Source organism: Methylobacterium sp. WL6, from assembly GCF_008040095.1.
Taxonomy (GTDB): domain Bacteria; phylum Pseudomonadota; class Alphaproteobacteria; order Rhizobiales; family Beijerinckiaceae; genus Methylobacterium.
The window spans coordinates 1-7,029 of sequence record NZ_VRVH01000243.1 but is presented as its reverse complement, the minus strand read 5'-3'; the positions used below and the strand labels follow the sequence as shown (position 1 = coordinate 7,029).

11 protein-coding genes and 1 pseudogene are annotated in these 7,029 nt (G+C 69.1%); all 12 read left to right on the top strand.

Features of this window, described 5'->3' with window-relative positions; all coding sequences use genetic code 11:
* A pseudogene (locus tag FV230_RS22160) lies at positions 1–438 on the top strand (PhnA-like protein); the annotation flags it as partial.
* Between the two features lie 2 nt (positions 439–440).
* A complete protein-coding gene (locus FV230_RS22155) occupies positions 441–938 on the top strand; it encodes a YsnF/AvaK domain-containing protein (RefSeq protein ID WP_147843939.1) in 498 nt (165 codons plus the stop codon).
* Entirely contained in the window at positions 935–1,822 is an 888-nt protein-coding gene (locus tag FV230_RS22150) for a YsnF/AvaK domain-containing protein (RefSeq protein ID WP_147843938.1), read from the top strand. Before FV230_RS22155 ends, FV230_RS22150 begins: the two co-directional genes overlap by 4 nt.
* A 76-nt stretch (positions 1,823–1,898) precedes the next feature.
* Positions 1,899–2,186 (top strand): 3',5'-cyclic-nucleotide phosphodiesterase, encoded by a 288-nt coding sequence (locus FV230_RS22145; RefSeq protein ID WP_147843937.1) that lies wholly within the window; start codon positions 1,899–1,901, stop codon positions 2,184–2,186.
* Between the two features lie 40 nt (positions 2,187–2,226).
* On the top strand, positions 2,227–2,787 hold the full coding sequence (locus FV230_RS22140; RefSeq protein WP_147843936.1) for a cupin domain-containing protein: 561 nt from the start codon (positions 2,227–2,229) through the stop codon (positions 2,785–2,787).
* 53 nt (positions 2,788–2,840) lie between these two features.
* On the top strand, positions 2,841–3,287 hold the full coding sequence (locus tag FV230_RS22135; protein ID WP_147843935.1) for a YidB family protein: 447 nt from the start codon (positions 2,841–2,843) through the stop codon (positions 3,285–3,287).
* Between the two features lie 82 nt (positions 3,288–3,369).
* Positions 3,370–3,732, top strand: a complete 363-nt coding sequence (locus FV230_RS22130; protein ID WP_147729134.1) for a CsbD family protein — start codon at positions 3,370–3,372, stop codon at positions 3,730–3,732.
* Between the two features lie 44 nt (positions 3,733–3,776).
* Complete coding sequence (locus FV230_RS22125) at positions 3,777–4,226, top strand: hypothetical protein (RefSeq protein WP_147843934.1); 450 nt, start codon at positions 3,777–3,779, stop codon at positions 4,224–4,226.
* Entirely contained in the window at positions 4,223–4,630 is a 408-nt protein-coding gene (locus FV230_RS22120) for a phage holin family protein (protein WP_147843933.1), read from the top strand. Before FV230_RS22125 ends, FV230_RS22120 begins: the two co-directional genes overlap by 4 nt.
* The gene (locus tag FV230_RS22115; RefSeq protein WP_147843932.1) at positions 4,627–4,977 is read left to right on the top strand and encodes a DUF3618 domain-containing protein; all 351 of its coding nucleotides are present in this window, start codon (positions 4,627–4,629) and stop codon (positions 4,975–4,977) included. The genes FV230_RS22120 and FV230_RS22115 overlap by 4 nt, the downstream gene beginning before the upstream one ends.
* Positions 4,978–5,052: 75 nt before the next feature.
* Positions 5,053–5,364: a hypothetical protein gene (locus tag FV230_RS22110; protein WP_187275583.1), complete on the top strand. Its 312-nt coding sequence runs from the start codon at positions 5,053–5,055 to the stop codon at positions 5,362–5,364.
* A gap of 302 nt (positions 5,365–5,666) precedes the next feature.
* On the top strand, positions 5,667–7,029 hold a 1,363-nt coding region (locus tag FV230_RS22105; RefSeq protein ID WP_147843931.1), incomplete at its 3' end, for an MHYT domain-containing protein.

Below are 7,029 nucleotides of genomic sequence, written 5' to 3'. Positions count from 1 at the left end.
TCGCTGCCGGGCATGGACAACCCGTTCTCGAACATCGAGAGCAAGGTCCGCAACGGCACCGGCAACGACCCGGACGCCCTGAAGAACGCCGCCGTCAGCGCGATGCGCGCTGCAGTGACCGGTGACGGCGCCCAGCAGAAGGACGCCCAGGAGAAGGCCGCCCAGGCCTTGGCCAAGGCGCAGAATATCCCGGTCGAGCAGGCCCGGACCCAGGTCGCCGACTACACCAAGCAGTTCAACGACACCGTCGCCCAGACCAAGGAGCAGGCCAAGCAGGCGGCCGATACCGCCGCCCGCGTCGGCTCGCAGGGCGCGCTCTACGGCGCCCTGGCGCTGATCCTCGGTGCGCTGTCGGCCTTCTTCGCCGGCCGCGGTGCCGCCGTCGATCCGGTGCTCACCCGGACCGCCCCCGTCGTCACGACCCAGCGTCGGGTCTGACGGTGAGCGACCCCGTCGTCATCGAGCCGCGCCTCCTTGGGTCACAAGGCAAGCAGGCGGCGGAGGTCGCCGTCGGCGAGAGCGTAACGCTCCCGCTGATCGCCGAGACCGCCCACATCGACAAGCGGGCGGTGGAGACCGGACGGGTGCGGGTTTCCACCCGCACCGAGACGGTCGAGCAGTTCCTGCGCGAGACCCTGCGCAGCGACATGGTCGGGGTCACCCGAGTGCCAATCAACCGGACCTTGGCCGAGGGCGAGACGCCCCCGGTGGTCCGCGAGGAGAACGGGGTCACCATCATCCCCGTCCTCGAAGAGATCCTCGTCGTCGAGAAGCGCCTCGTCCTGAAGGAGGAGGTGCATGTCCGCCGGACCACGGCGGGCGAGGACGTCGAGATGCCGGTGACGCTGCGCAGGCAGCAAGCCGTGATCGAACGCGTGTCCCCCGAGGGGCACGTCACGGCCCTGTCCCCCACGCCCTCATCGGAGATCGAACCATGACCCAGACCATCACCGCAATGTACGACACCTACCCGGAGGCGACCGCGGCCAAGGCGAAGCTCGTCGCCCTCGGCATCCCCGAAGTCGGCGTCCGGATCCTGTCCGGCAGCGAGGCCGGTACTTCAAGCGCCACGACCCATGAGGAAGGCATGTGGGGCTCGCTGAAGGAGTTCTTCATGCCGGAGGAGGATCGCCACGTTCATGCCGAAGGTCTGCACCGCGGCGGCACCATGCTGACGGCGACCGTCGAGGATGGCTACGCCGAACGAACCTACGACATCCTTGAGGAGCACGGCTCGATCGACATGGACGAGCGCGAGGCCTCCTGGCGCAAGGACGGCTGGAGCGGCCAAGCCACCGGCGCGCCGGCGATGGCCGCCACCACTGCGACGTCGACAGAAAGCACCGGCCTGCACGCGGCCAGCTCCACCGGGAACGTCGCCGCTCACGGTACGGCCCAGGGGACCGAATACATTCCGGTGGTCGAGGAGCGCCTCAACGTCGGCAAGCGCATGGTCGACAGCGGCCGGGTGCGGGTGAGGACCTACGCCGCCGAGAAGGCGGTGAGCGAGAACGTCACGCTGCGCGACGAGACCGTGCACGTCGACCGCCGCGTGGTCGACCGTGCGGTGACCCCGGGCGACATGGCCCTGTTCGAGGACAAGGTCATCGAGGCGACCGAGATGCGCGAGCAGGCGGTGGTCTCGAAGGAAGCTCGCGTCGTCGGCGAGGTCGGCATTCGCAAGGAGGCGTCCGACCGCGTCGAAACCGTGACCGACAAGGTGCGCCACACCGAGGTCGAGGTCACCGACGAGCGCGGCAACGTCGAGCGTACCGGCACGGCCGGCATCGCCACCGGGACCGTCCCGCACAAGCCGCTCTGACCCTGGACCAGGGGGCGGCCTCCGGCCGTCCCCGCCCCGCTTCGACGGATGCACCCGTCATTGGACGCCAGCCACCATGAATTCGCTTCGCATCCTTGCACTGGCGGCCCTTGTCGCTGTGCCGACCGTGACGGCCGAAGCGCGCGATCTCGGCGTCTCCGAGGAGGCGCTGCGATCGGCCTGCACCGGCGACTACCTCAGGCTTTGCGCAGGCATCGATCCGAACGGCGACCACGTCGAGGCCTGCTTCAGGGCCAAGATGGCGAAGGTCTCGCCCGGGTGCCGGTCGGCCATCGCCTTGTACCGGGTGCGGGAGACCACGACCGAACGCCGGGCGCAACAGGCCGAGGACCGCCGCCCCTGATGACGAACGCACACCTAGAACCCGGAACGGACCACACCCGATGACGATAGGTAACGACGGTTCGCTGGTCGCCGTGGCAGACGGAATCGCAATCTCCGGGATCAAGCTCCCGGGGGCGACCCCGGAGGGCATCGAGGCCCAGCTGCTTAATGTCGACGCGTCGCGCGGGGGGGTCGCCACCATCATCCACATCAAGCCGGGCGCCGAGATCCCGGCACACTTCCACAGGAACGGAGCGGAAGCCCATTACGTGCTGGAGGGTGACCTCGTGGACACGGGTCGCAGCCTCGGGCCCGGGACGTACCTGACGCACGCGGCCGGCGTCGTGCACGGTCCCCACGCCTCGGTCCACGGCTGCAAGGTCCTGACGATCCAGGCCACCGAGGTCGGCTCGCAGGGCTACGACTTCAACCTCGCGGAGCCCGACGCGTGGGTCGACGGGCCGGCAAAGCCTCCCGCGCAATCCCCGACGGACCCGATGCCGGAGCGTGGGACAACGCCCCCCGACATGACCCTGGAAGAGGTTGCGACCGACGACCGTCCGGAGACGCAGAAGCTCGGACCGACCGACGACAACCCGACCAACCCGACGACCGGCTAAGGCACCGCCACTCAGCCGCGGTGAACGGCATACACGACCACAGGAGACACGCGATGAGTGACGGCTTTCCCTCCATGACCGCCTTGCTCGGCCTGCTCGCCGTGGCCGGGTTCCAGAACAAGGACAAGATCGCCGAGATGCTGAAGGGAGCGACCGACGCCACACCTTCCGGTGCGGCGCATGGCCAACCAGGCCTCGGGGGTATTCTGGGTAACCTCGGCGGCACGGGTGCCGGCGGGCTCCTCGGTGGGGGTCTGAGCCAGTTGATCGAGCACTTCCGCGGCAACGGTCACGGCGAGGCCGCCGATACCTGGGTCCGGCAGGGCCGGAACACCGAGATCCCGGCCGAACACCTGCATTCTGCCATTGGTCCCGACCTGCTCGCCACCCTGATAAAGCAGACTGGGCTCTCCGGCGACGAGCTTCTTTCCAGGCTGTCACAGGTGCTTCCCTCGGCGGTCGACCGCTACACCCCCGACGGCAGGCTGCCGGCGCACTGACGCCCTCTCAGCCGCTCTGGCCCCCCTTCACCCTGGACCCCCGGCATCCCGCCGTCCGGTCCCATGACACAGGAGAAGAACCATGGACGAGAATCGCTTGACCGGCGCCGCAAAGGAATTCGGCGGCAAGGTCCAGGGTGCCGTTGGCGACGTGACCGGCGACCGCGAGACCCAGGCAAAGGGTGCCGCCAACGAAGCCAAGGGCAACGTCGAGAACCTGTACGGGCAGGCAAAGGATGCCGTGCGGGACGTGGCCGACCAGGCTTCCGACCTTGCGCAGGGCGCGCTGAAGCAGGGCCGCGACGCCTTCCCCGACGCCGAGCGCGCCTATCGCCAGGGCGCCGACACGGTGACGAGCTACGCCAAGGAGTCGCCCCTGATGATGGCGGCGATGGCCGGCGCGCTCGGCTACCTCCTCGCGATGGTCGTGCACGGCCGCCGCTAGGCCCGGCGCCCAGTTGAAACGTCCCGCAGGTTAGGAGAAGTATCATGACCGATCCCATCCAACCTGCGGGTCCGCCCCCCGGCGCCAACAGCCCGATGCAGGCGGCCAAGTCGCCGGCCGGCTTGGCCGATGCCGTGCGCGACCAGGCCAGCGGCTATGCCGACCGGCGCAAGTCCGAGGCGGCCGGCTTCCTGTCAGAGCTCGCCCGCGCGCTGCGTTCGAGCGGCGGCGAGCTCGACGCCCAGGCTCAGGTGAGACCGTTCGTCTACACGGTCGCCGATAACCTCGATGCGTTCTCGGACCGGGTCGCGCGGCGCGGCTGGCGCGACCTCTATCGCGATGCCGAGGTGGTCGCGCGCGCCAATCCGCTGGCGACGACCCTGGTGGTGGGGGCGCTGGGATACGGCGCCTTCCACGTCCTGCGGTCCGGCAAAAGCGATGTCCGCAAGTCCCGGGTGGCGGAGCCCAAGCAGGCGTGGGGCGGGTATCCGTGAGCGCCGTCCCTCCACCCCAACCGCCCGGCAGGCTGCAAGGCCTCCTGGCAGAGGCGCTCCGGGCTGCCAGCGACGTCGTCCGGGGCGAGATCGCCCTGTTCCGCCAGGAGATGACCAACAACCTGCGAAGCCTGATCGTCGGCTTGGCGGCGATGACCGGCGCTGCCGCGTTCGCTCTCGTCGGCTTCCTGGTCCTAGTCGACGCCCTGGTGACGTGGCTGGCCACCGTCGTTGGCTCGGAGGCGCTCGCCGCCCTGATCGCCGGCGTCGTCTTCCTCGTCATCGGCATCGTCCTGGCGCTGGCAGCCGAGAGACGGTTCTCGCTCAACTGGCTTATGCCGACCCGGACGGGCCGCCAGCGTCGACAAGACGCTACCGTCATCAAGGAACACGTGGACGCATGACGAGCGAGGCCGACGTACTGGAGCGCGAGATCGAGGCGAGCCGCGGCCGGCTGGACCGGACATTGGACAATCTCACGCAGCGCCTGACCCCGACCGGCATCGTCGAGGACATGCTCGGTGCCGTCCGTCGCGACGCGACCGGTGCCGGCCTCTACGACGGCGCCCTGGTGGCCGTCCGACGCAACCCGGTGCCGGTGCTCATGATGTGTCTCGGTGCGGTGATGCTGCTCAAGGGCATCCGCCCTCGTAAAGCCGCCACGTACCGGGCCTTACGCGATCCGGACCGGTTCACCACCCCCGCCATCGCCCCGAACCCGCCGACAACCGTCACGAAGAACTCCGGCTGATGCGCCCGTATGTCGCCGGCGTTCGCCAGCATCGAGTCGACCGACTTCTAGCACCACATCCGGAGGGACCCCTTGATGCCCACCATGCGGACGCTGATCCATTCCGGAAGCAACGACGATCGCTGGTTCCTCTGCCACGGCGACGACCCGGCGAACGTATTCGTCTTCCACGAGCCGAATGAGCCATCTGGCGACTCGCCGTCCTGCGTCGAGCTTGCCGCCTTCCTAGCATCCGGCTGCGGATTGCCGGAGCATTATGCGCTGATGACGATGATCGGGGCGCTGGTCCAGGCCGGGCATGCCGGCTCGGCCCCACCCGTCCGCGGTTCCGAGGCCACCGCCGCCGGTGCCGAACCGACCCCGGTCGAGGCCGCCTTCTTGATCTGACCCTTAGCCCCCCAAGCTCACGAGACCGCCATGGCCATCGACTACCGTTCGGAAATGCAACGACCCCACCGAGCAGTTGGAGAGGGCCGGGGCCAAGGTCATGCCGGCAGGGGCGGTCAGTCCCGCGGCGGGTGACGGCGGTCCCGACGATGCACCCGCCGCGGCGCCCGCCCCATCGGGCGACGGTGCATGAACGCCGAACGTCGCGAAGGCCCGGCCGCCCATCGCGTTCACGATTGAGCGATTGCCCCAAGCCCGCTGTCGTTCTGTGAGATGCGCCAGGGACATTCATCGGAACTCTCATGGTCCATACCGGCTACGACCCCGCCCTCGTGGCGTTATCCATCGCCATCGCCTTTTTGGCCTCGTACACAGCGCTCGACCTCGGTGCCCGCGTACGTGGGGCCTCGACCTGCCTGCGCTGGGCCTGGGTCGCCGCGGCCTCCGTGGCGATGGGAGGCGGGATCTGGGCGATGCACTTCGTCGGCATGCTCGCCTTCGAGATGGGCATGCCCGCCGCCTACGACCTCGGCATCACGGTCGCCTCACTGCTGATCGCTATCGTCGCCACTGGCGGGGCCTTCGCCTGGGTTAGCCGCAAGCGGGCCGGCCCTCGCGATGTCCTCGTCGGCGGCCCACTGATGGGCGTCGGGGTCGCCGGGATGCACTATGCCGGGATGGCCGCGATGCGGGTGCCGGGCAACCTGGCATACACCCTGCCCGTCGTCGCCGCCTCCGTCGCCATCGCGGTCGTCGCGGCGACCGCCGCGCTGTGGCTGACCTTCCGGCAGAACGACGTCTGGCAGAAGCTAGTCGCCGCGGGCGCGATGGGTCTCGCCGTCGCCGGGATGCACTACACTGGCATGGCCGCGGCGACCGTCACGGCGGAGGTTGCCGGGGCGCATGCCGCGCACGTCGGCGGCGTCGGCCTGGGCCAGCAGCACCTCGCCCTGTACGTTGCGGGCGCGACCTTCCTGATCCTGTTCATGGCCATTGTCGCTTCCTCGTTCGACCAGCAGCGGGTGCAACGGCACCTCCATGCCAGCGAGGAACGTTTCCGGGCCGCCGCCGAGGCGGTCGGCGACATCATCTGGACCGCCGACGCGCGGGGCGCCATGACGGGTTCCCAACCGTACTGGCAGGCCTACACCGGTCAGTCCGAGGCCGGGTGCAAGGGGACGGGCTGGGCGGAGGCCGTACACCCAGACGACGTCGAGCCCACCAAGGCGGCATGGCGCGAGGCCGTAGCGGCGAACAGGGGTTACGAGCTCCGGCACCGCGTTCGGAACCGGGACGGCGAGTACCGCCTGTTCGCGGTCAAGGGACGGCCGGTGCGCAATCCGGACGGAACGATCCGCGAGTGGGTCGGCGTACACGCCGACATCACCGAGCGAGAGGCATACGAGGCGGCGCTGGAGGAAGCCCGCGACGCCGCCGAGGAGCACAGCCGGGCGAAGAGCCGGTTCCTCGCTAACATGAGCCACGAGTTGCGCACGCCGCTATCCGCGGTGATCGGCTATTCGGAGATGCTGGAGGAAGAGGCGGAGGAACTCGGCCAAGACAGCCTCCTAAAGGATCTCGGCAAGATCAAGTCGAACGCCCAGCACCTGCTCGGGCTGATCAACGACGTGCTCGACCTGTCCAAGGTCGAGGCCGAGAAGATGG